18 protein-coding genes are annotated in these 24397 nt (G+C 38.9%); 7 read left to right on the top strand and 11 right to left on the bottom strand.

The features are described from left to right. Positions 1–3: 3 nt before the first annotated feature. Both CGC50_RS03705 and CGC50_RS03700 read left to right on the top strand, forming a co-directional pair. A complete protein-coding gene (locus tag CGC50_RS03705) occupies positions 4–2994 on the top strand; it encodes a tetratricopeptide repeat protein (RefSeq protein ID WP_095909734.1) in 2991 nt (996 codons plus the stop codon). A gap of 6 nt (positions 2995–3000) precedes the next feature. After that, on the top strand, positions 3001–4725 hold the full coding sequence (locus CGC50_RS03700; protein WP_095909733.1) for a TonB-dependent receptor: 1725 nt from the start codon (positions 3001–3003) through the stop codon (positions 4723–4725). A gap of 72 nt (positions 4726–4797) precedes the next feature. On the opposite strand, the gene CGC50_RS03695 is transcribed toward CGC50_RS03700, so the two are convergent. Together CGC50_RS03695 and CGC50_RS03690 are read right to left on the bottom strand one after the other, a co-directional pair. Next, entirely contained in the window at positions 4798–5715 is a 918-nt protein-coding gene (locus tag CGC50_RS03695) for a metallophosphatase (protein ID WP_095909732.1), read from the bottom strand. Positions 5716–5719: 4 nt separating this feature from the next. Continuing rightward, complete coding sequence (locus CGC50_RS03690) at positions 5720–6487, bottom strand: 5'-nucleotidase C-terminal domain-containing protein (protein ID WP_095909731.1); 768 nt, start codon at positions 6485–6487, stop codon at positions 5720–5722. 77 nt (positions 6488–6564) lie between these two features. Between CGC50_RS03690 and CGC50_RS03685 the strand changes: the two genes are divergently transcribed. After that, positions 6565–7077, top strand: a complete 513-nt coding sequence (locus CGC50_RS03685) for a DUF6913 domain-containing protein (protein ID WP_095909730.1) — start codon at positions 6565–6567, stop codon at positions 7075–7077. Positions 7078–7082: 5 nt separating this feature from the next. Beyond that, positions 7083–7955: a 4-hydroxy-tetrahydrodipicolinate synthase gene (gene dapA, locus CGC50_RS03680; protein ID WP_095911274.1), complete on the top strand. Its 873-nt coding sequence runs from the start codon at positions 7083–7085 to the stop codon at positions 7953–7955. Between the two features lie 5 nt (positions 7956–7960). Here the strand turns inward: dapA and CGC50_RS03675 are convergent, their stop codons facing one another. The 9 genes from CGC50_RS03675 to CGC50_RS03635 form a co-directional block, all read right to left on the bottom strand. Then, the gene (locus CGC50_RS03675; RefSeq protein WP_095909729.1) at positions 7961–8893 is read right to left on the bottom strand and encodes an aspartate carbamoyltransferase catalytic subunit; all 933 of its coding nucleotides are present in this window, start codon (positions 8891–8893) and stop codon (positions 7961–7963) included. A 33-nt stretch (positions 8894–8926) separates the two neighbouring features. After that, the gene (gene pyrR / locus CGC50_RS03670; RefSeq protein WP_095909728.1) at positions 8927–9469 is read right to left on the bottom strand and encodes a bifunctional pyr operon transcriptional regulator/uracil phosphoribosyltransferase PyrR; all 543 of its coding nucleotides are present in this window, start codon (positions 9467–9469) and stop codon (positions 8927–8929) included. A gap of 164 nt (positions 9470–9633) precedes the next feature. Next, entirely contained in the window at positions 9634–10149 is a 516-nt protein-coding gene (locus CGC50_RS03665) for a hypothetical protein (protein WP_095909727.1), read from the bottom strand. Continuing rightward, positions 10149–11774 carry an OstA-like protein gene (locus CGC50_RS03660; protein WP_095909726.1) on the bottom strand — a complete coding sequence of 542 codons (1626 nt, stop codon included), beginning with the start codon at positions 11772–11774 and terminating at the stop codon, positions 10149–10151. Before CGC50_RS03660 ends, CGC50_RS03665 begins: the two co-directional genes overlap by 1 nt. 225 nt (positions 11775–11999) lie before the next feature. After that, a complete protein-coding gene (locus tag CGC50_RS03655) occupies positions 12000–14396 on the bottom strand; it encodes a TonB-dependent receptor (RefSeq protein WP_095909725.1) in 2397 nt (798 codons plus the stop codon). A 235-nt stretch (positions 14397–14631) separates the two neighbouring features. After that, entirely contained in the window at positions 14632–15903 is a 1272-nt protein-coding gene (purD, locus tag CGC50_RS03650) for a phosphoribosylamine--glycine ligase (RefSeq protein WP_095909724.1), read from the bottom strand. A 34-nt stretch (positions 15904–15937) separates the two neighbouring features. Further along, the gene (locus CGC50_RS03645; RefSeq protein WP_095909723.1) at positions 15938–16891 is read right to left on the bottom strand and encodes a phosphoribosylaminoimidazolesuccinocarboxamide synthase; all 954 of its coding nucleotides are present in this window, start codon (positions 16889–16891) and stop codon (positions 15938–15940) included. 128 nt (positions 16892–17019) lie between these two features. Beyond that, entirely contained in the window at positions 17020–17715 is a 696-nt protein-coding gene (locus tag CGC50_RS03640) for an OmpA family protein (RefSeq protein WP_002670772.1), read from the bottom strand. 11 nt (positions 17716–17726) lie between these two features. Beyond that, positions 17727–18221, bottom strand: a complete 495-nt coding sequence (locus CGC50_RS03635) for a lipocalin family protein (RefSeq protein WP_095909722.1) — start codon at positions 18219–18221, stop codon at positions 17727–17729. A gap of 638 nt (positions 18222–18859) precedes the next feature. Here CGC50_RS03635 and CGC50_RS03630 point away from each other — a divergent pair. From CGC50_RS03630 to CGC50_RS03620, 3 genes are all read left to right on the top strand, one after another. Beyond that, complete coding sequence (locus tag CGC50_RS03630; protein ID WP_095909721.1) at positions 18860–19180, top strand: HU family DNA-binding protein; 321 nt, start codon at positions 18860–18862, stop codon at positions 19178–19180. A 219-nt stretch (positions 19181–19399) separates the two neighbouring features. Beyond that, positions 19400–20941: an Rne/Rng family ribonuclease gene (locus tag CGC50_RS03625; RefSeq protein WP_095909720.1), complete on the top strand. Its 1542-nt coding sequence runs from the start codon at positions 19400–19402 to the stop codon at positions 20939–20941. 367 nt (positions 20942–21308) lie between these two features. Further along, positions 21309–24386, top strand: a complete 3078-nt coding sequence (locus tag CGC50_RS03620; RefSeq protein ID WP_095909719.1) for a SusC/RagA family TonB-linked outer membrane protein — start codon at positions 21309–21311, stop codon at positions 24384–24386. Positions 24387–24397 lie beyond the last annotated feature (11 nt).

Raw genomic sequence — 24397 nt, 5'->3', positions numbered from 1 at the left:
ATTATGAAATATAAATTTGTTTCAGCCTTAACCATAGCACTCCTCTCACAGGTGTCTTGGGGGCAGAGCACTGCTCAGTATACCCATGAGAGCAAAACGCTACAAAAGGCACTTTCTCTGTATTATCAGAAGCAATACAAGGCCTCGTCTCACTTTTTTAGAAAAGAGTTACGACGAGCTACCACACAAGCCCAGAAGGAGCAATGTAGCTACTATATAGCCTCAGCAGCCTTGCAAGGACGCCAAACAGGAGGCGATGTACTTATGCAACAATACCTAAAGGACTATCCCACTTCTCCCTATGCTACTCATGCCAATTTCGAGATGGGGAATTACTATTTTGACAAAGGTGATACCAAGACTGCCATAGCTTGGTACGACAAAGTACAGATTCCTACTCTCTCTGCAGAACAGCATGAGAAGTTCAACTTCCAATATGGATATGCGCTCTTTGCTCATGGAGACAAGGAGACAGCACAGCAATACCTTTCCCAAGTGAAAGACTCCAAAGAGTATGGCAAGAAGGCTGCTTATTACTTGGGCTATATTGCCTATGATGCAGATGATTACCAGCAGGCCAATCAGTTTTTTCAACAGGTAGAACAGGAAAAGGAGCTGAGCAAAAACCTCTCTTACTATCAGGCGGATATGAACTTCAAACAAGGAAATTTCCAAAAAGCTTTGGAGGAAGGATTACACCAATTAGAAAAAACCAATAATCCCCAGTACCGTTCCGAGATTAACAAGATCATAGGGGAGAGCTACTTTAATCTCAAACAATATACTAAAGCGATTCCTTATCTGGAGGCTTACAAAGGAAAGAATGGCACCTATACCGATACAGACTTGTATTACTTAGGTTTTGCTTATTACCAACAGGGCGATTACCAAAAGGCAATAGGTCAGTTCAATAGAATTATCAATGGCAAAAATCAGGTAGCTCAAAATGCCTACTATCACTTAGCTCAATGTTATCTTAAAACAGGGCAGAAACAGCAGGCACTCAATGCTTTTCGTAATGCTTATCAGATGAATTTCTCGTCTGAGATTAGGAAAGATGCTCATCTGAACTATGCGCGCTTGAGCTATGAAGTAGGGAATGCCTATGAGTCCACTCCTACCGTAATACAAGCATATATAGATACTTATCCTAATGACCATACACAGGAACTTAAGGAGTTGTTATTGGATTCTTATATCACCTCAGGGAACTTCCCTTCGGCACTGAATATGTTGGAGAAATCCACTTCTCCTGATCCAAAAATCTATCAGCAGGTTGCCTTCTTATATGCCTTGCAACTCTATGGAGATGGCAATTTTAAGGAAGCACTTCCTTATTTCCAAAAGGCTAAAAATAGTAAAGCACAATCTCAGGTACAAGCAAGAGCTACTTATTGGTCAGGGGAAACCCACTATCAGCTACATGAATACCCAGAAGCACAGAGGGATTTTTCAGCATTCTTAGCTCTTAAGGAAACGACTCTTGCGGAATATCCCAATGCATTCTATGGCTTAGGGTATGCTCTGTTTAATCAAAAAAAATATGCAGAGGCTGCTGAGTATTTCTCTAAGTATATACAGACACAACCAGAGGCTTCTCGCCTTGCCGATGCCAATTTGCGTTTAGGCGATAGTTACTTTGCCGCTGGTAAGTATTGGCCTGCTATGGAAGCCTATGATAAGGTCATTACAGCCAATGTGAGCAATACCGATTATGCTGCTTTCCAGAAAGCGATTAGCTATGGTATAGTAGATAGGGTACCTAAGAAGATAGAAGCTCTCAATGCCTTTATCACCCATTATCCTAAGTCCAACCTCAGAGAGGATGCCATCTATGAACTGGCCAATACTTATGTAGGACAGGGGAAAATGGAAAAAGCCTCAGAACTCTATGAGATGTTACAGTCTCAGTATCAAGAAGGTACCTACACTGCTCGTGCTATGCTTCGTGAAGGACTGATGCTCTATAACAAGAATGAAAATCAAAAAGCATTGGCTATTTTCAAGAAGATTACTCAGAAATATCCTTCTTCGCCTGAGGCTATGCAGGCGGTCAGCTCGGCTAAGAATATCTATGCAGAGATGGGGAAAATGGAGGAATATGCCGCTTGGGCTAAGGCCTTGGGCTATGTGAAGGTATCCGATAGCGAAATAGATAGTGCAGCTTTCGATGCAGCCGAACGCCTATATGTTCAGAATAAAAAGCAAGAGGCTAAAGTAGCACTTGAGAAATATCTTAAGGATTATCCTAAGGGAATAGGGGCATCTCAAGCAGAGTTTTATCTAGCACAAATATACTTTGATGAAAATCAAAAAGATAAGGCATTGCCACTCTATGAGAAAGTCTTAGCTCAAGGGCGTAATGAATACTCAGAACAAGTGTTAGTAAGGCTCAGTAATATATACTTGGAGAAAGAGGACACAGATAAAGTACTTCCTCTACTCGAAGAGATAGAGAAGACTTCTTCGGTGGCACAAAATCTCATTTTTGCACGCTCGAACCTGATGAAGGCCTTCTATAAGAAGAAGGAACATGCCAAAGCTATAGTGTATGCTAAGAAAATATTGGCAGAGAAAGGTGCTGATAACCGCCTAAAGAATGATGCTCGTGTAATCATGGCACGTGCTTATATGGCTACTGGAGATGAAGCTGAAGCTGAAAAACAATATGCAGAGGTGCGCAAGACCGCCTCCGATGCCCTCATGGCAGAAGCTCTCTATTATGATGCCTATTTTAAGAACAAAGCTGGGCAATATAAAAAATCAAATGAAGTAGTCCAAAAATTGGCTAAGGAGTACGGAGGTTATAAGGAGTTCTCTGCTAAGGGATTGATAGTTATGGCTAAAAACTTCTATGGACTTAAGGATCTCTATCAGGCTAACTACATTCTCAATAGTGTATTGGAGAATTTTAAAAACGATCCAGAGATTACCGCTCAGGCCAAGGAGGCTTTGGCTGAGATAAAAGCAAATGAAAAGAAATCTAATAAATAATTGATAATGAGTAAAATATATAATATATCTTTGATGGTATTTTCTCTCTTTGCCTTTGGGGGATATGCTCAGGTAAAGGACAAGGATAAGCTGGAAACTATATCTGTGGATATTGTAAAACCTTATACTCCAACTATAGCCGATGTACATAAGGATAGGGAAGAGACTCCTAAGAAGGATTCTGTTACAGTAGCCAAGAAAAAGGTGACCTATACAACACACTCAGTACCAGTGGCTTCTACCTTTGTCCCAGAGAAAGGAAAGGCGGTACGCATGTCGCTATCGTCTGTACGGGATACCTTATACCAGTCCTATGCAGCACTTGGCTTGGGGAACTATGCGACACTTTTTGCCGATGCCTTTGTGGCTCTACCTATCAGTGATACGGACGATTTTCTTGTGGACTTCAACCATCATTCCTCCCGTGGAGATGTCAAAGGGATTACTTTGGATAACAATTTTGCCAATACCCAACTCCAAGCAGGGTATCATTCTCTACAGAAGGAATATCAGTGGGGGCTATCAGCCAATGTACAACACCGTATGCTACATTGGTATGGGGTAGAGGATGTTAGTCTTTTGCCTATAAGTGGCTCTCTCAAACAGAGTTACCTCGATGGAGGACTTAGTGGAATGCTAACCCTAAGCAAGGGGGCATTCGAGGGCTTGGATTTCTTTGTACAAGGGATGAAGGACGACTTCAAAAGTTCCGAACTGCATCTGAACCTACGCCCCTCTATGAGGTTTGCTCTCAAGGAAGGACAAACTATTCGTCTGAAAGCTGAAGCTGACTTCCTCCAAGGCTCTTTCGATAGGGGCTTTGCTTCTACCGAAGGAGTATCCTATAAGTCGGTACTTTTAGGGTTAAGGCCTTCTTATACCTATGCGACAAAAGAATTTTCTCTGAGAGTGGGGATGGGAGGATATTATGCTAAAGAGAATGATAACAGCGGAGATAAGTTCCGGGTTTTCCCAGATTTAGAATTTTCTTATGATCCTCAAGGGAAAGGCGTGGTATGGTATGGAGGGATTACAGGGGATCTCAAGCAGGTTACCTATAGAGAGCAGAGTGTGGAGAACCCCTATATTTCCCCAACTCAAGAACTACACCCTACCTATACTCCTTATGACATCTTTGCAGGAGTCAGAGGGCGTGCGTTCAAAGGCTTTTCGTATGATGTAAAGGCTTTCTATACCCGAATAGAGCAAATGCCGCTTTTCCGAGCTAATGAAAAGTATACTCTGACCACTCGCTTGCCTTATCACTATGATAATACCTACCGCATCCTGTACCAAGATGCTATGTCCTTTGGAGCTAAGGCTTCCCTACTTGGAAAACTCTCTGAAAAATTCAGTATGGATTGGACACTTAAGATAGCTACTTACTCTTTTGATGAAACAGACCAAGAGGCATGGAACTTACCACTCTTTACTTCTTCTTTTTCAGTACTTTATCAAGTACTTCCGCAGTGGAATATAGGAGCTTCTTTCTTCTATGTAGGAGAGAGAAAAGATATAAAGCACCCTTTGGCGGCACAACCTGTAGAAGAGGTAACAATGAACGGCTTCTTTGATCTGAATTTCTCTACGGATTATACCTTCCTGAAGCGATGGACGGCTTTTGCATCTTTGCACAATGTCACAGGAGATAACTACCTACGCTGGTCTACCTATCCTGTACAAGGATTCCAATTTCTAATAGGAATGAAGTATCGATTCAATGTAAAGTAAATATCAGCAGGATAACAAAAAAGGCAATTCAAGATGTTCCATCCATGAATTGCCTTTTTCTTTTATTACCTGTTATACCAAAATCTGAGTACCACTACTGGTAATCTTATTGTCCAAATAGAAATCAATACGGCCTAAATTGATTCCATAACACCCTACTTGATTGACAAGAATCTCTCGGTTGCTTTTGTTTTTGACAATTGTAGGTTCACCAAGGAAAGTATGCGTATGTCCTCCTATGATAAGGTCGGTGTTATAGGTTCTTTTAGCGATAGTGATATCACATACTTTATCTGTACGATATTGATAACCAAGATGAGAAAGACAGATAATAATATCACACTTCTCATTTTTCTTGAGTTTATTTTCCATATCAATAGCCAGTTCTATAGGGTCAAGGTACTTAGTCTCACGATAGTTTTCTTTGGTAACCAATCCCTTGAGTTCTACTCCTAAGCCATAGACTCCGACACGTACTTCATCTACTACAAATACTTTGTAAGGTTTGGCTTTCCCTTCTAAGATGGTATTCTTAAAATCATAATTGGAGTTGATAAAATCAAACTTGGCATGGGGAAGCTGTGAGAGTAATCCCTCTAAGCCATTATCGAAATCGTGATTGCCAAAGGTAGCAGCATCATACTTGAGCATGGACATAAGGCGAAACTCTAATTCCCCTCCATAGTAGTTGAAGTAAGGAGTACCTTGGAAGATATCCCCTGCATCAAAAAGTAGGGTGTTGGGATTCTCCTTGCGTACTTGATTTATCAAGACTGCACGGCGAGCTACTCCTCCCTTGTCAGGGTAGTGAGGGTCATCCACAGGCAACGGATCTATATGGCTATGAGTATCATTCGTATGAAGGACAGTGATATGTTTCTTATAATTCTTAATAGGAGTTTTCTCTTTGTCAAGAGCAAAAGAAACCCCTCCCATTCCCAACAAGAGAGCCCCAGCGCCTATATTTTTTACAAAATTACGTCTTTCCATAAGTTTATTTTTTTATTCTGAATCGTTCATCAGTTTTGAAATCCAAAGTATCTGTTTTTCTAAGGAAATCAATGATAGCATCTCTTGAAGTATAGTCAATATTGGTGACACTTAGTGCATCCTTGAAGAAGTTCATTTTGTCTCCTCCTTGGTATAGGTAGTCAAAAGTACATACGAAGTAGCGCTTTTTACGCTGTACAGGTCGCTTATTGATAAGGAAACTCACTACCTCTCCACGCTTATTGATAGTCAGTTGTACTTGCTTGGAAAGGGGATGAGGAAACTTACTTTCTACTAAATATTTGGCCATGTTGTAGAGCATATCCCCAGTGAGTTCTGCTACAACTAATTGATTCTCAAAGGGCATGATTTGGAATACCTGACGGATGGTAATATCTCCCTGAGGGACTTCAGTTCGGATTCCTCCCCAATTGAACATAGCAAAGTCAATATGTTTCTTTCTCTTTTTGAGAAAATAAGAATCAGCTTGTTCACACTGGGAGTCAGCAAAGAAATTTCCTATAGGCATATTCATTACCTCTGGGTCAATGACTTTGAGCATGGGAGTCTTATTGTAGGAAAGTACTTTGTCCAAATATTTGTTCAGGTGATAACGGAAAGGTGATAGATAATCCTTAATCTGTTCATCCTCTTCGGTATCCTTGGTAATCTGGAGCTGCTCTCCATGGATAGCTTGCGGAAAGTAACCGTTTGATTTACAAGATGATAAAAATACAGATAGGAGGAATAATCTTAAAAGAAAATTTTTCATGTAAAATGTTTTAGTTTCAGCGTGCAAAATTAATAAATATTCATTAAATTTGCAGTGAAATCCTTAGAAAAATTATTTTGAAAATATTTAAGAATATAGCAATCAAGAATAGGATTCAGAAGAATCTTAAAAATAGAGCTAATTATCTAAATGGTAATAAGTTACAAATTGCTCGTATAGGTTGTATCGTCGATATAGAGCAGGTAGCGAAGGTAGACTTCTTGAAAGATTTCATCAAAGGATATGGTATCAATTCTGAAAACTATGTGATTTTGGGTTATGAAGAAAAGGGAACTGATATTCAAATAGAAGGGATTCCACTATTCTCTTGGAAGGATATTAATTATTCGGGAAATATACGTAACTATCATGCTGATAGGCTATGGGAACTGGAGTATGATTTGCTAATCAATGCTTTTTCCACTCCTAAGTTGCCACTTCTCTTGCTCTCTTCGGGAGTAAAGGCTAAGCTACGTATAGGAGTCAGTGGGATAGATCCTGCTTTTAATGATATTATCATTGATACTCCCTTAGAGTCTGGGACTATTTTTATCCAAGAAGCAAAAAAACTGATAAACACACTACAATGAAAACAATGAAAATGTTACAGGGTACAGGGGTAGCTCTTATTACCCCCTTTAAGGCAGACAAGTCTGTCGATGTACAAGCACTTGAACAATTGGTACATTATCAAATAGATAATGGGATTGATTACTTAGTGGTCTTAGGTACCACTGCGGAGACCCCCACTCTTTCGGCAGAAGAGAAAGAGTTGGTCAAACAAACTGTAAAGAAAGCCAATGCTGGGCGACTTCCTATGGTACTTGGGGTAGGAGGGAACAATACTCAGGCACTTATAGAACAAGTACAAGAAGTATCTCCAGAGGATTATGTGGCGATACTTTCAGTCTCTCCCTACTATAACAAGCCTTCTCAAGAGGGTATCTTTCAGCACTATAAAGCCTTGGCACAAGCCTCCCGTGTGCCTATCTTGCTCTACAATGTGCCCTCTCGTACTGGAAGTAATATAGACTATCATACTACACTGCGATTGGCCAAGGAAGTGCCTAATATTATAGGGATTAAGGAAGCTTCGGGTAATATAGTCCAGATTATGCACCTTTTGCTAGGGCGTCCTGAAGGCTTTTTGGTTATCTCAGGTGATGATGCCACAGCCCTCCCTACTGTACTCTTGGGAGGTGATGGTACCATTTCAGTATTGGGACAGGCTTTTCCTAAGCGCTATAGTCAAATGATACGTCAGGGTTTGGAGGAAAATTATAAGGAGGCTAACACTATTCAGTATCAGCTCTTAGAAGCAATGGAGCTAATTTTCAAAGAAGGAAACCCTGTAGGAATCAAGGCGCTCCTATCTCTCTTGGGAATAGGTTCTCCTGAGGTACGCCTGCCCTTATGCACAGCCTCTGACTCTCTACAACAACAATTGAAAGCGTTCTTACAAAAATAAAAAATCTACTGCATCTTAATCTGTGAGGCCAATAGGTAGATGACAGCCATGCGAATAGCCACCCCGTTTTCTACTTGATCAAGGATAATGGATTGTGGGCTGTCGGCTACTTCACTGGTGATCTCTACCCCTCGGTTGATGGGGCCTGGGTGCATGATGACTATTTCCTTGCCCAAGGAATCTAGGATTTCTTGGGTAAGTCCGTATTGTTGCACATATTCGCGAGTAGAAGGAAAGTAAGGAATATCCAAACGTTCATTCTGAATACGTAGCATATTGGCAACATCGCACCATTGCAGCGCCTTTCTAAGATCTGTCTCTACCTGTACACCCAATTCATGTATATATTTAGGAATAAGTGTTTTAGGGCCACATACAGCTACTTCAGCACCCTGCTTGTGTAGGGCAAAGATATTGGAAAGGGCTACCCTGGAGTGTAGAATATCTCCTATAATAACTACTTTTTTTCCTTTTACACTTCCTAAGCGCTCACGAATGGAATAGGAATCCAAGAGAGCTTGAGTAGGGTGTTCATGAGCACCATCTCCAGCATTGACGATGGGGACTTTTACATGTTGGGAGAGGAAGACCCCAGCCCCAGGGTTGGGATGACGCATTACCACCATATCTACTTTCATGGCCAAGATATTATTGACAGTATCGATGAGTGTTTCTCCCTTTTTTACAGAAGATTGTGCCGCAGAAAAGTTGATTACATCGGCAGAAAGTCTCTTTTCAGCCAGTTCAAAGGACAGGCGTGTACGGGTACTATTCTCAAAAAACAAATTGGCAATAGTGATATCCCTTAGGGAAGGAACTTTCTTGATAGGGCGGTTGATGACCTCCTTGAACTGATCAGCAGTGGTGAAGATAAGTTCTATATCTTCAGCAGTGAGGTACTTGATACCTAATAGGTGGTTGACACTTAGTTGATTCATTGTGATGTTTTTTTAGATTGTGATGTGGTGGGATTATACTTTTTCTATGAGGTAGACAGCATCCTCAGTGTCTTGTTCTTTCCAATATACTACCACTCGTTCCTTGTTGATAGCATCTACAGCCTTGCCTATATAGTCTGGCTGTATGGGGAGATCTCGACTAAAGCGTCGATCAATCAGTACCAAGAGCTCCACTTTGCTGGGGCGTCCAAAGGATTGTAAGGCTGTAAGTGCTGCGCGGATACTGCGCCCTGTATAGAGCACATCGTCTATGAAGACTACTTTTTTATCCTCGACCAAGAAAGGAATATCAGTGGTATTAGCTGTCAAAGGCTTTTCTCCACGGCGAAAATCATCTCGGAAAAAGGTGATATCTAAGGTTCCATATTGTATTCCCTTTGCACCATATTCTTCCTCAAGCATCTTCACTAAGCGCTGGGCAAGCAACACTCCACGGGGCTGTATACCTATGATTACTGTATCGGAGAAGTCCAAATGGTTCTCTATCAGCTGACAGGCTAAGCGGTGCAGAATCACATCTAATTCTCTACTGCTGAGTAATTGTTTTCTTTCCATGTTAGGTTTCAGGTGTTAGTCGTTATCAAACATTTATATACTTTCACGAACAGATAGTTCGTGCTTACTTACTATCAATAGAGCTTGCGCTTTTATAAGGAGCTAAAAAATTCCCCTTATGATAAGCGACAGTTGCAAACTTGCACCAGTGAAGATACTAATTATTATTTGTTTCGTATAAAAAACACTTCTCTTTCCTGCTCTTTGCGGATGAAAAACAAAGCAAAAGAAAAGGTATCTATTACTACACTAAAGGCTTTATTTTTCAATAATTGTTTGTAAAAAATCTCATTTTCCCTCTGGTGAGGTGCAACCATTACCAATAGACTATCATTGTGCATCTGTGAGAGTAATTCCTTCGCACAAGGAAATTCTTTCCACTGATAGAACAATAGAAGATCCTTCTCCTTGGAGGTCTCCTCTGTGTTATCTATAGGGAACAAGGAGGAAAAATCCGCTATGTCAGTATATATTTTCAGACTTTTAGGCTTTAGGTACGCTATAAGTCGTAATAAGAACTGTCCTTTTCTCTTTGAAATTCCTTTGGGATAATGCTTACAAGGAATTTTTTGAGTATTATAGAAGCACTGAGTAACCAATCGGTATACAAAGGGAGAGTGTACCCCGTGCTGATTGGTAGACTTCCATAAAAAAAGCAAATATTTTTTCCAAAGCGCCATTAGTTACCTATCTTTGGTTGTAATTTTTCTTCAATCAGGTCTATCTCTTCGGATTTTATACCGCGGATAGGAACGAGTTGAATATTCTTCTCCTCTTCAGGGAAAATATCTTCTTTGCTTTTGAGCATCTCATCTCCACGCCAATTAAAATTGGGAAAGAGGAGCTCTTTTTTACTAATTTTGTCTTCAGGATAGATAGCCCCATCTACATCCTTGTAGAAAGTAATGGTCTCTATCTGTTGAGTAGGAGCGAAATCTATACGGATTTGGCTACATTTGGACTTGTTGATTCCCACCAGGGAGTGCTCATCATTGTAGGCATAATAGATAACCTCCGTATTCTGATATAGATTGACGTTGTTCAGTTTGTTTTCCTTGAATTTTCCTTTTAGGAGTTTTCCTTTTACTTGATTAAAGCCCGTGCCCAGTGTATCTTTTTCTATGAGGAAAGCATTGTCAAAGACCCTCAGGGAGTCCAATTTTTCCGTTTGCTTATTGGCTAAAATATGGATATTATCTCCTGTCATCTGGCTTTTTCCACTCCATACAATAGGATTTCGGATCATGCGAGTAAGTCCTGTGATCTGACTTGAGTGTATGGAATCGCATTTTCCTTGTATATCAGTTTTGTAGATACGAGCCCCTGTATAGGCACGAATGATACGCGATCCAGTCTTTCCTGTGACCAAAATCTTTTTAGCATGAATGTAGATGGAGTCTTTACCCTTTTCTACCTCACTGATTACCAGTGCTTTTTTTGTAATATACATGGAATCCTGAGCCTTGTAAACTTCCCCATAATGTCCTTTGACAAGGGTCTTATTCAGCGTATCCCTAATGATCAGATTATTAGTCCCTGATGCAAAACTCTTAAACCGATCGAAGTAGAGGCTATCCCCTGTGAGTATTTTGTTATCATAATCTATACGGGCATGATCCATGAAGTAGCCTTTCTCTGTCTTGGAATCATAATAGCCTTTCTCACCATAGGCTATGTATTCTTTTCCAGTGATGGTGGTAGGTCCAAACATATAGATATGTCCTGTAGCATGGTAATAATCCAAGGTAAGCGAGTTTACCACAAAGTCTGAATTGGTGATTTTCACTTGTGTGGTGAATTGACTTTTCTTAGGACCCACGAAGTAACGCCCCTCCTTGCTGGTGAGTACATTCTCTTCATCGAAGATTTTGCCATAGTTAAGGTAATAAGCCTGTTGGGTATTGCGGTCGAAGAATAGTTCTTGTGTCTCAAGGGTCATTTTTTCATTGCGGAGCTTTACATTCTCTTTGGCAATAGCCACTTTGGTATCCCCATTGTATTCTATAAATTCACTATTCATTTTTAAGGAATCCCCCTGTTGGATAAAGACCTCACCGAAAGCTTTCACCTGATTGGTTTTCTGGTAGAGGACGGCCACATCACACCAGATATCCATTCCCTGATGGCGGAACTGTACCTTGCGTTCCTGATCAGAATTGAAGATTGTCGCTCCAGGGTACTTATCATTGTCAATAGTAAGTGTACCGGCATAGACAATCTCAATCTTCTTAGAAGGATTCTCTTGAGCAAAGGTCGTATGTAATAAAACAAAAAGGGTAATAAATAGATAATATATCTTTTGCATAAAGGGTTTGTCCTAATATAAGAATTTTTTGCAAAGATACATATTTAAGTGAAAAGTGAAAAGTGAAAAGTAAAAAAAATTGTTATATTCTAAAGCTTGTATTTTATAAGAAGCTTTTTTTGTATTTCAACTTTTTATTTGTCTTAGTATAGTAATGAAAAAAGAGGCTACCAAAAAAAATTGGGTAGCCTCATTCATAGTTATTATTTTGTTGAAAGAACGCAATTAATTCAGAGAAAGTTTCAGTCCCATGAAGTAAGTACGTGGGTGTTGTGGACCATAGATGTAATCGGCATCACGATCTTTACCCTTGTCAAAATCTTTTTGATATTGGTCAAAAATATTCTTCACACCAGCAAATACCTCCAGTTTGTAATTGTCTGTGAGGGAGAAGGTATAAGCAGCTCTGAGGTTTTGTTCATAGAAGTTAGGAGACTTTACTATAACTTGTTCTCCTGACTGAGCTTCAATCACGTGGGGAACATACATCTGTCCGGTAAATACTCCATTATAGCTGAGTTTTAGTGCTGCTATAGGGGTATAGGATAGGGTAGTATAGCCATATAGTTCAGGAGAACGCATTACACGGTCGGAGGAGATTTTCTTAGGATCTGTAGGATCTTCATTCTCCCAAATGGTTTGCTGCTCGGAAAAGCGAGATTGCTGATAGGTGAATCCTGTCTGCCATATCCACTGAGAACCGAAAGCAAAATTTGCTTCTACATTTACGCCCATGATCTTGAGATGGTCTGTTGCATTGGTCTTTAACTTGTGCTTGATATTGCCTATATCGGTAAGATCTTGGTTGATAAAGCGGTTGTTGATATGGGTGTAGAATCCTTCCAAGATAAGGTTAGCTTGGGTATTTCCTTCTCTTTTAGTATAGTTCAGAGAAGCTGTGTAGCTATTAGATGTTTCACTGGTGAGGTCTTTGTCCAATTCCACAAAGATAGGATCTCCGTCCAACACTTCGGTGTGTAGGTCTTCGTCAAAAGCTTGTGGAGCTCGATAGCCTTGTGCAAAGGAACCTCGTAGTTTGAGTGTCTCAGTAATATCATACATGGCGGTAAGGCGTGGAACAAATTTGGATATTTGTTTGTTAGAATCCTTATCCGCCCCTGCAAAGCGGTAGCTACCTTTGATATCTACATAGTCATAACGGCTTCCACCCAACAAAGTAAGTTTTTTAGCCGGATTCCATTCCACCTGTAAGTAGTTGCCATAGGTACGTACTACTTGGTCTACAGAACGATTTTGTCCTATATAATTGTCATTTACCTTATCATATTTGTATTCACTACCTAAAGAGAGATTCAGCTCAGGAGTGATGGTGTAAGCATACTGAGCACCTCCTACGCCTACGAGTTCTGTAGTATGCCCATACTTGGCCAGTGCTTTGAAGTATTCTTCTTGGTCATCTGCACTGAGGTTATCGAAATCAGCTTTACTATTGACGGCATAACCTAAACCACCTCCATAATATCCATCTCTATCGGTATATTGTGCAGAGGTATATAGGGAAAATTTATGAACAAGATCATCAGAGAATCGTTCGAAAGCTAAATCTCCTGCAAGAATACGGTGACGTAATTGCTCGGTAATATCCGATTCATGAGGGAGTAGATCAAATTTGTTTCCTCCACGTCGAAACTCATTGATACTGTTCAAATTGAGTTTTACTTTGCTGTTTTCTGTAGGGTTCCAAAAAGCATCTGCACCAAAAGTGGTATTGTGTAGTTTGGTGATTTCAGAATAACCATCCTCATTACTATCATAAGGTTTACGATTGCGTTGATAGGCAAAGAGGGTGAGTCCTTTGTCAAAATCATCAGAAACAACAGAAGCATTCGCAAAGAGGGTGTTATCAGGAGAGCCATCTTTTAGAAGTGATAGACTATTTCCTACAGAAAAAGTATTGCGGGTAGGGTCTTTGGTAAGGATATTTACCGTACCTCCTATGGCATTTCCTCCATAGAGTACAGAACCAGCTCCTCTGACAACCTCCACACGGTCAATCATATTGGCAGGAATCATCTCTAATCCATAAACTCCTGCCAATGAGGAAAATACAGGTCGACCGTTTACTAATATCTGAGAATAAGAACCTTCTAATCCATTAATACGCAGTTGGTTAAAACCACAATTTTGACAGTTGGTTTCTGTACGCAAGCCAGGGGTAAAGTTCAATCCCTCTGCAAGACTTAGTGATTGGGTGGTTTCAAAGATATGTCCTGTAACCTTACTGACCACCACAGGCGACTTATACTGAGGGATAATGTTACGAGTGGCTGTAACTACTACTTGGTCTATCTCCAACAGGTCTTTCTCAAGAGAGAAATTTTTGGAAAGTACCTCGTTTTCAGTTAAGGAAATGTCCTGAGTAATAGTCTTGAATCCTACTGAAGAAATGGTAAGCTTGTAGGTGCCGGCAGGTACCTTTACCTGATAATCCCCAGAGGCTTGGCTGGAGGTACCTTTTATCTCTTGTCCTTTGCGAAGGATAACATCAGCGCCTAAGACAGGTTTCCCTTCAGCAGAAATTTTTCCTTTAAAAGTAGCTTGTTGTGCTAAGGCAAATACAGGAACAAGGAAAAGAGACATACAATAAATAATCGTTCTCATGTTTGATTTTTTTAAGATAATTAAAGTAATTAAATTTTTAGGCAAAGTTAAAAAAATTTTTTTGTATACGAAAATAAAATAAAATAATTTTTATTGATTATAAATAATTGATTTTAAGGTAAGTTGTGCTGTTTTTATTGCTATGAGGGAATAAATAGTTAAAAAAATAATGCAAAAATATGCTTATGCATATCTTTGCATTATCAAATTATTCATATTTTTGGTTTATCAGAGACTACAAATCTAATCCAATGTCTTTTCGGTAATACATATTTTCGAAGGAAATTTTTTCAATCTGACTATATGATTTTTTTAGGGCATCCTTAAAATTAGTGTCTAAAGAAGTAATAGCTAGTACACGTCCGCCAGCGGTAACTATCTTTCCTTCCTTTTCTGAAGTACCTGCATGGAATACGAGACTCTCTCCCTGAGTATCAAGTCCAGAGATCATTTTTCCTTTTTGGTATTCTTCAGGGTACCCACCGGAGACAACCACTACGGTAGTAGCACTTCTGGGGTCTATCAAGAGGGAGACATCCCTGAGTTTCCCTTTTGCTGTAGCTTCCAAGAGAGTCACCAAGTCCGTTTGTATACGGGGGAGTACTACTTCTGTTTCAGGATCGCCCATACGGACATTGTATTCTATCACATAAGGATCTTCTCCTACTTTGATAAGACCAATGAAGATAAACCCTCTGTAAGTGATTTTTTCCTTTTTGAGTCCCTCAATAGTTGGTTTTATGATGCGATCCTCTATCTTCTTCATGAAGGAGGCATCGGCAAAAGGCACAGGAGAGACAGCTCCCATACCCCCTGTGTTCAGACCAGTATCCCCTTCGCCTATACGCTTGTAGTCCTTGGCGGTAGGGAGTACCAAGTAGGAATCTCCATCGGTCAGGACAAAACAACTGAGCTCTATCCCTCTTAGAAATTCTTCTATGACCACTTTTTGGCTTGCGTTGCCAAATTTTTCTTCTAGAAGCATTTTCTTCAGTTCGGCTTGGGCTTCTTGTAGATTCTCTAAGATGACAACCCCTTTGCCAGCTGCCAAACCGTCAGCCTTGAGCACATAAGGAGCCTGCATGGTTTCTAAAAAGTGTAAGCCCTCAGTGATAGTTTCCTTGGTAAAGCTAGCATAGCGTGCCGTAGGAATCTGGTGTCGTTGCATGAATTCCTTAGCAAATTCCTTACTACCCTCCAGGGTAGCCCCCCTCTGGGTAGGGCCTACGATGGCTATATGGGAAAGAGCAGTCTCTTGGCTAAAAAAATCTACAATTCCTTTTACCAAAGGGTCTTCGGGGCCTACTACCACTAAAGAAATTTGTTTGTCCAAACAGCACTGTTTGATAGCTGCAAAGTCGGTTGCGGCAAAGGCAAGATTTTCTCCCACTAAAGCAGTACCAGCATTGCCTGGTGCTATATAGAGTTTTTCACAAAGAGGGCTCTGTGAGAGACTATGGGCAAAGGCATGCTCTCGACCTCCGGAACCTAATAGAAGTATATTCATGGGTGTAAAAAGATTAAGCGTGAATAGTAGAATATTAGAGTAAGCTGCGCAAATATTCACTTACATTTTTATAGATACGTTCTTGTATATTAGTGGTATCGGATTTGATAAATTTCTTTCCTAATAAGTGTTCGTAGAGTTCTATATATCGCTCTGAGATGGAAGCCACATGAGCTGGAGTCATTTCAGGGATTTTCTCCCCTGGGCGACCTTGGAATCCATTCTCAATGAGCCATTGACGGACAAACTCTTTTGAGAGTTGCTTTTGTGGTTCCCCTCTCTTGAGGCGTTCTTCATATCCATCAGCATAGAAGTAGCGGGAAGAGTCTGGAGTATGAGCTTCATCTATGAGAACTATAGTACCTTCCTTAGTCTTGCCAAATTCGTACTTAGTGTCTACCAAAATTAGTCCTCTTTGTAGTGCTAGCTGACTTCCTCTTTTGAAGAGATCATAGGTGTATTTTTCTATAACTGCATAATCTTCTTCCGATACGATACCTTTTTTGAGAATATTTTCACGGGAGATATCCTCATCGTGTAAGCCATTCTCCGCCTTGGTAGAAGGGGTAATGATAGGGGAGGGGAAAGGGGCATTTTCTTGAAGCCCTTCAGGGAGTGTTACCCCACAGAGAGTACGCTTACCAGCTTGGTACTCACGAGCAGCATGTCCTGCCAAGTAGCCACGGATCACCATTTCGACCTTGAAGGGAGTACAGCACATACCCACCGAGACATTGGGGTCGGGAGTAGCTAAAAGCCAGTTAGGAACAATGTCCTTGGTCTGCTCCATGCACTCGCTGGCTATCTGGTTGAGAATCTGTCCTTTGAAAGGAATTCCCTTGGGAAGAATAACATCAAAAGCCGAAAGCCTATCAGTCGTGATCATTACCAAGAGGTCTTCCCCTATGGAGTATACATCACGTACTTTTCCTTTGTAGAGCGATTTTTGATTTTCAAAAGAAAAATCGGTGGAAGTAATACTATTCATATAGTTCTATTTTTTGGCAAATGTACGAATAAAAATTTATTTCTCATAAAGAAATATAACAAAAAAAGAGGCACATTGCTGTACCTCTTTTCAAATAGAATAACTAAAACAATAATAACTATGAAAATTTACTCTTGAGCTTGTTTTTTTGCATCTTCCTTCATTTTTTCATTAGGAACGATAGCAATATTTACACGACGGTTTTTAGCACGTCCTTCTTCGGTAGAGTTGTCATACGCTGGCTGAGTGGCTCCAAACCATTTGGTAGTGAAGCGAGAAGCTTTGAGTCCACTGGCAGTGAAGAAGTTAGTTACCGCTTTGGCACGTCTTTCAGAAAGTCCCATGTTGTAAGCTGGTTTTCCTTTGCTATCAGTGTGACCTGCTACAATCACATTGGTATCAGGATATTCTTTGAGTACACCTGCCATTTTGGTAAGTAAGGTCTTTGCTTCTGAAGTAAGGTCAGCTTTGTTGAACTCAAAGGTAACGCCACTTTTCTCATCGAAAGTAACTACGATACCATCATCTACACGTTTTACTTCAGCTCCAGGAATCTCTTCCTCGATTTTTTTAGCCTGTCTGTCCATTTGGTTCCCTATGACAGCTCCAGCGGCACCTCCTACAGCAGTACCGATAACAGCTCCAAGTTCGCTATTACCTCCACTACCTACATTGTTACCAAGGATAGCTCCAAGGATAGCTCCACCAGCAGCTCCGATTACAGCCCCACGCTGGGTCTTGTTGGAGTTGTTATAGGCTTCACAGCTTACCAAAAGAGAAGCTGCTACTAAGAATAATGTTATGTTTTTGAATACTTTTGTCATAATAGTTAGGTTTAGTTTTTAGTAAAGTTCATTGTAATTATGAAAGGCTTACCATCCACACGAACGGTCTGTTCCCAACGCATTTCATTTTCAGAAAGATATGCTAAGTGTAAGCGTACTCCAGCATTAGTTTCTGACTGATATTTCTCATTGGTCGGTTTGAGCAAGAAATCATAGTAGCCTGTAGTTTTGTCCATCTCCTGTACAGTGAAGATAAAGTGACGATTTCCGCTTGCACAGCCTGTATTGTTGATGGTATAGATACCTCGATAGTTGTTTGGAACAAATTTCCAATAACTTCCTTCAAAGCATTCTTTAGAAGTATCATTAAGTAAAGTAATTTCATACTTTCCTTTTTCATTGTAAGTAATAGAAGAAAGTGTCCATTCTCCCTTGATTACTTTGTTGGCTTGACGAGTCCCTTGTGTACTCTTAGCAATGGTTCCTTGAGTTTTACAAGAGACAGCCATAAGACCTGCTACGAGTAGTAATAAAATCTTTTTCATAGGAATTAACTTATGTTTTCGGGGCAAAATTATTAGTTTTTTTTATATGCACCTACTTTTTTTATCATGTTTAACATTAAATAAATGATTTTTTTCTCTATAATATAGTTTAATATACTGATTAATAGTATATTGTGGGGTTTTTTAGTAAGAAGAAAAAATTGAGTAAAAAATGGTATTTTAACAAATAAGCGCATTTTTTTCTATGATAAAGCAAGTTTGATATAACAAAACACTTTCTATAGATTGTGAATTATATATGTTTTTTGTAGTTATGGATTATTTAGATTGTAAGTTTACCCTAAATATCGAACTCATGATAATAGCTCTGATTATAACTAAGCAATATACAAGAAGTGTAGATTGTAGTGTTATATTTCAAAGAAGGTATTTTTATGGTTTTATTTTCTGATAATAATTAATTTAATAGTAAATATTTTTATATATTAAAGAAATATATCGAAGAAGCAAGGTGAGGATAAAAAAAATTTTTTTATTAACTTGTTGGTTTGTAATTTATTCGTATATTTGCACTCCGAAAACAACGATAAAAATAAGGGTGTTATTTTTGAATAAAACAGCCTAATTTAGATCGAACATACTATAAATATTATTGTGGTCTTTAAAAATAAAGAAATATGACAAAAGCAGAAATTGTAGCAAAAATCTCAGAAAAGTTAGGGATTGAAAAAACAGAAGTGCAGAATGTAGTGGAGCACTTCATGGAAGGAATCAAGGATTCTTTAGAAAAAGGAGATAATGTGTATCTAAGAGGTTTTGGAAGTTTTATTGTAAAAACCAGAGCAGAGAAAACAGGAAGGAATATATCTAAAAACACTACTATTACTATTCCTGCGCATAATATTCCTGCTTTCAAGCCAGCAAAAGTGTTTGTACAATCTGTAAAAACTAAGGTGAAAGTAGAAACAAAATCAAAAGCGAAAGCAAAGAAAAAATAACTGAGTATTAATTTTTAATTTTTAGCAATATGCCAAGCGGAAAAAAAAGAAAAAGACATAAAGTAGCTACGCATAAACGTAAAAAAAGAGCGAGAGCTAACCGACACAAAAAGAAAAAGTAGTTTTATAACTACTTTTTCTCGTTTTTTCGTTCTTTGAAAATATAAAATAGATATTGATATATCTTAACTGAATTTGTAATAATAAAATCATAACAGAATGACCAAAGAATTAATTATTCGTTCTGGGGCTTCTGATGTAGATTTTGCTTTACTTAAGAATGGTCGCTTAGTAGAACTTCATAAAGAGGAAGATGCTAACGGACTTTCGGTAGGGGATATTATGCTTGCTAAGATTCACAAGCCTATTCAGGGACTGAATGCGGCTTTTGTGAATGTAGGGTATGAGAAAGATGCTTTCTTGCACTATCACGACTTAGGTCCTCAACTGCTCTCCTTGCTCAAATTTATCAAGGAGGTTTCCTCTGGAAAGATTAAGGATTATTCCTTGAAAGATTTCAAACAAGAGCCTGATATTAATAAAAATGGGGCTATTTCGGAGGTGCTCAAGGCAGGACAACCTATCTTGGTACAAATAGTCAAGGAACCTATCTCAACCAAAGGACCTCGTATAAGTTCTGAGCTTTCCATAGCTGGGCGTTATTTGGTATTGGTGCCTTTCTCAGAAAGGATTTCTATTTCTCAGAAAATAGAAAGTAAGGCTGAGAAAGAACGACTAAAGCGTATAGTACAGAGTATCAAACCCAAAGGGTTCGGTGTGATTATCCGTACCGTAGCTCAGGACAAGAAAGTAGCGGACTTGGATAAAGACTTACAAAATTCCTTCGAGCGCTGGATACAAATGTGTAAAAAAATAGCGCAAGGAACCTTCCCTTCGAAGATTCTTAGTGAAATGAATAGAACAGGAGCGCTACTACGCGATATGTTCGATGATTCATTCACCGGAATCCATGTGGATAATGAGTCACTCTATTCCCAGATTCGAGATTATTTGCAAGAAATAGCTCCCGATAAGCTTAATATTGTTAAGCTCTACAAGTCCTCAGTGCCTATTTTCGAAAAGTTCCATATAGAAAGACAGATAAAAACAGGTCTAGGACGTACTGTCTCCATGACCAAAGGTGCTTATTTAGTTATAGAACATACTGAAGCACTTCATGTAATAGATGTCAATAGTGGAAACCATTCTAATAAAGCAGAAAACCAAGAAACTACTGCTTTCGAAGTGAATCTCATCGCAGCTACAGAAATTGCACGCCAATTGAGGCTAAGAGATATGGGAGGGATCATCGTGGTCGATTTCATTGATATGAGTAACGGAGAGAACCGACAAAAGTTGTTCGATGCACTACGTGAAGAGATGAAGGACGATCGTGCCAAGCATAAGATACTGCCTCCAAGTAAGTTCGGGCTTATTCAGATTACACGCCAAAGAGTACGCCCCGAAATCAACATCAAAACAAAAGAAGAAAACCCTAGCAAATTAGATGAGGTAGATGCTCCTATCACCCTGATAGAACGTATGACTACCGATTTGGAAGAAATTATTTATCAAAGCAACTACAACGGAAGGATTACCCTGAACCTACATCCATTTATTGCCGCTTACCTTACCAAAGGTATTTTTTCGATACGTTTTAAGTGGTTCCTTAAGTATAAAAGATGGGTAAGCATTCTCCCAAGAGATGCCTACTCCTATTTAGAATATCGTTTCAAAACAAAAGAAGGAACTCCTTTGTAATAAAAAAGAAAGCTATCATCTCGATAGCTTTCTTTTTTTGTATTATACTGAGAAAAAAGGATAATAAAGTATTTGTTTCTATATTATGCATTATTTACATTTATAAAATGAATAGTTATTAATTAATTATTTATAATTATATTTTTTATTTAATAAAGTGACTTAATCGTGCGTAATTAACGCTTTATAACCTTTGTAAATGCTTATATATTAGCTAAATAAAGTTAAAAATACGCATTAATCAATAATAATTCCTTTGAATTGATAATAATATAATTATTAATCTATTTAGTTAAATATAATTTAAAAAATATTGTTATATGATTTCTTTTTGTAATTTTGCAAGGTCGTTAAAATAAATTGATGTATGAAAACAAACGTAGTTTACTTTATGCTCTTTTTTATAGGAGTGTTGCAAGTGTCCTTCGCTCAGAAGAAGACCCTAACAGGGGTAGTGAGGGATGAGAATCAGGAACCTATGCTTGGTGTCTCTGTAATTATCAAGGGAACAAGTGAGGGAGTCTCAACAGATGAGAATGGGGTGTATACCCTGAAAGTAAAAGATGGAGATGAGGTAGAAGTCTCCGCTATGGGGTACAAAACCCAAGTCCACAAAGTAACGGCCAAAACTAAAAAATGGGATGTGTTGCTTGCTTTGGATGTGGAGGAAATCCCTGAATTTGTCTTTGTAGGCTTCGGGCAGAAGCAGGCAGTCAAGGAAGCTACCGGTTCTATCGGTAAGGTGGATAATCTTTCTAATAGTGCCTCGGCTTCTGTTGATAAAGCTCTTACGGGGAAAGTAGCAGGAGTCCAAGGAGGAGTGACCACAGGTCAACCAGGAGGAGCGGCTAACATCCGTATACGAGGAATTGCCTCTGTCAATGGGCGTACCAATCCTATCTATATTATAGATGGTGTGAGGGTTAATCAAGGAAGCCTTACTTCAGGGGCGACATCTTCTAACATATTAGCCAATCTTAATGATGATGATATCGAAAGTATCACAGTACTGAAGGATGCGGTCTCTACAGCAGCTTATGGAGCTGATGCGGGAGCTGGTGTGATCATCATCACTACCAAATCTGGTAAAAAAGGAGAGGCAAAATATAATTTTAATAGTGAAGTAGGGGTCGTATCACGAGCACTCAAAGGAGAAGAAAACCTTTCTACTTCTCAGTGGCTTGGTCTGCTCTATGATGCTTATTTGAATACAAAAGAAGGAACAAGGTTATTCCCTAATAATGATAAAGCAGCTCTCTTGGCAGCCCTTGAAGCAGGAACATTGAGTACTGCTGCTACAGGAAGAAGCCTTCAGGCCTTATACAAAAATAGAAATATTAGTACTGATTGGCGCAAAGAATCAGAAAACAGTATGGCTCTTGTGCAAAAACTAAATGGATCAGTATCAGGAGGAACAGATAGAATAGACTATTATTCTTCCTTGGGGTATTATAAGCAAGATGGTATAGTAAAACAGACAGGATTTCATCGTGTAACTAATAGTAATAAAATCACTTATAGGGCTAATGACCGTTTGACTTTAGCTACAGATATACAGCTTTCTTATAGCCAAACAATGACTATGCCTAGTGGAGGAGATTATGCGAATCCTATCTTAGGACAGTATCTATTGCGCCCTACAGATCGTGCTTACAAAACGGATGGAAGTTTGAATTATGGGGGTAGAGGAGGAAAACTTTCCAATGGATTCTATAATGTAGTAGCTCTTCAAAATCTTAATTATATACAATCACAAACAACAAGAGCTTTTGGAAATTTTCAAGCAGATTACAAAATATTAAAGAACCTTACCTACAAATTCGTCTTCGCTCCAGAATATGTGGATATTATGGAGGATAAATACCTAACACCTCTTCATGGTGATGGTAAAGATGAAGGTGGATTGAGTAACTGGTATGCAAGTCGTTATTTTAGCTTTAATGTGCAAAATATACTTTCTTATGATTTCAAATATAAGGAGAAAAATAATTTTTATGTAAATCTTATACAAGAAGCCTATAAGTCAGATGTTAGAAGACTTTCTGCTTCAGCGAGTAATGTAGGACCTAGTGGGCTAACTACTTTGTCAAACTTCATAAAACCTCGTGATGCATCAGGAACAAAGGCTGTAAGTTCTCGAGGTGGATATGCACTTACTTTCCATTATGATTATGATAAGTTGTTCCTTTTAGACCTTTCTGGTCGTCAGGATCGTGTATCTAATTTCTGGGAAGAAAATAAAACAGGATATTTTGGTTCTGTAGGAGTAGGGGTAGATTTTGCTCGTTTGGAAGCTCTAAAGAAATCTAAAGCTCTTTCTCAATTGAAATTGTCTGCCTCTTATGGTTCTGTAGGAAATATGGTGGATGTTTTCCCTTATGCGACTTATTCTTATTTGCTTAATTATAATGAACAGGTGGGAGGAAATGTCAATGGAGTAGAGAATAGAGATCTTCGTTGGGAAACCTTGTCTCCTCTGAATGTAGGTTTGGATATCGGATTCTTAAAGGATAGAATTACTCTATCAGCAGCATATTTCTATAAGAAAACCTCTGACATGATATTTGCTGTACCTCTTTCCAGAGCACAAGGCTCTTCTGGAGGAAGTGTATATAAGAATATAGGTGAGATGGTTAACAAGGGATTAGAACTTACCTTCAATGCTAAAGTAGTTGAAAATGAAGGTGATGGATTCAATTGGAGTGTGGGAGGAAATTTCACCACGCTAAAAAATGAAGTAACTAAACTTTATGGAGACAAACAAGAGATCATATCTGGTAGTCGTATCATACGAAAAGGAGAAGCAGTTAATTCTTTTTGGATGAAGAAATGGGCAGGTGTAGATCCTGATAATGGAGATCCTTTGTGGTATGTCAATGGAGAAGGAGGAGAAACAACCAAGGATTATAACAAAGCAGGGTATGCATTGCAGGGAAGCCCAATGCCTACTTTCTATGGCGGTTTTGATACAAAGCTCTCTTATAAGAATTTTACCCTTTCTCTTGACTTTACTTATTCTGGAGGAAATAGAATAATAGATGTGTTCGCTTCTTATGTCAATAGTGATGGAGGATTGTTGTTAAATTATCCAGGTTATAGGTCTCAGATAGGAAACTATTGGACTCCTGAAAATAAAAATGCAAGGGATCCTAAACCTGTATTGAACGAAGGAAACAAAAATGCAACAGGTTTTTCTACCCGTTATCAATACAAAGGAGATTTTGTGAGATTACAAACACTAAGATTCTCTTATAAGCTCAAACCAGAATGGCTTGAAGGAACCTATCTTAGAGGATTAGAATTTTATGTGTTAGGAAACAATGTATGGACACATAACTTTGATAAAAATTTCAAAGGAGATCCAGACTTGAACATAAGTGGAGAAACTTCCTTTGCACTTCCTTCCCTAAGAACATATAGTTTTGGGGTAAATGTTAACCTATAAAATGTAGAAAA

It is taken from the genome of Capnocytophaga gingivalis (genome assembly GCF_002302415.1).
In the GTDB taxonomy this organism is placed as follows: domain Bacteria; phylum Bacteroidota; class Bacteroidia; order Flavobacteriales; family Flavobacteriaceae; genus Capnocytophaga; species Capnocytophaga gingivalis.
The sequence above is the reverse complement of the archived record's forward strand: the minus strand, read 5'-3'. Positions and strand labels throughout refer to the sequence as shown.